This window comes from Mesorhizobium sp. M7A.F.Ca.MR.148.00.0.0 (assembly GCF_003997735.1).
Taxonomy (GTDB): Bacteria; Pseudomonadota; Alphaproteobacteria; order Rhizobiales; family Rhizobiaceae; genus Mesorhizobium.
In genome coordinates this window covers 1-1043 of the sequence record NZ_RZTB01000297.1, presented here as the reverse complement: position 1 = coordinate 1043, position 1043 = coordinate 1, and the positions used below count along the sequence as shown (strand labels likewise).

The following is a 1043-nucleotide window of genomic DNA, read 5'->3' as shown; positions in this document are numbered from 1 at the left end:
TTTGGGTGGACCTTGAAATGAGCTGGTGTCGAGGTGACGATCTCACCATCGGTGTTGACCGGCATCGGCTTCTCCGTCTCGATGTCGAACTCGACGCACCTAGCCGTCCGAACCTCTCGCCAGGCGCCATGCGTTCCAGAACGGAAGGAGCGGAGCATCAGCGCCAGTTTCCAGAGGTTCGTCATTTCCAAGCTATAGAGATCGAGATGTCCGTCATCGATCTCGGCCGTCTCTTCCACCACGTTGCCGCCCCCGTAGTGACGACCGTTTCCCACCAAAAATTCCATAGCGTTGTTCGCCTGCGCCGCTGCATCTCCATCAACCCTGTGGGGGAAGTCTGCCAGCGCGATGACATAAAGAGCGGCTGCGAGAACGAGGACGCAGCCAACGGCAATCATCTTGGCGAGTGGGCGAGAAGTGCTGCAAGATGGCAAACGGAACGGTTCGCGCACAGCGAACACAATCACGATGGCGAGAATATGCATCGCCAACCCGCTATTGCGGGAGCACCCGCCGGGTTCAAGTGAACGGAAACTTGCCCGATGACCAGGCATGCTAACGCTCCAACTACCCCGCTGGCACTAAGATTCATCGCCTGACGGGCGGCCGTGTTGTGTCGAGCAAAGCGCCTGCGCTTGCCATCCGCGCGCCCCCCAACGCCATCGTCACCCTCTCAAAAAGTCCGACTGCCCAGTTTGTCACCCTTCGCCGGATACGCAAGAAGGCCGTTCGCCGCGCGATGACGCCACCATTCTCGAGGCGCAAAGCCTATCATGGCTCGAACCGAACTGTCGTTACGCGAAGGTCCGGAAAAGCGATTGAGTGCGGGCATTTGAAGCGGTCCAAGCATTCCAGCCGCTTTGCGCTCGCGCGGTGCGATGATTCGGCGCGCCTGCATGCGATCGGCTTGAGGAAATAGCGCCGGTCGGTTTGCTCTCAGATGGGGAGGAGGTGGACGTGGTTTGACCCACTCTGCATAGTCGTCGGGCAGCATGTCTTCCAGCTATATGAGATTGTGCTTTTCCGGGGAGAGGACCAAGGTA

Annotated in this window: 1 pseudogene; it reads right to left on the bottom strand. The window is 59.0% G+C overall.

The features are described 5' to 3' along the window. Window positions 1–287 (bottom strand): annotated as a pseudogene (locus EOB49_RS34075) (lipid kinase); the annotation flags it as partial. Window positions 288–1043: the final 756 nt, after the last annotated feature.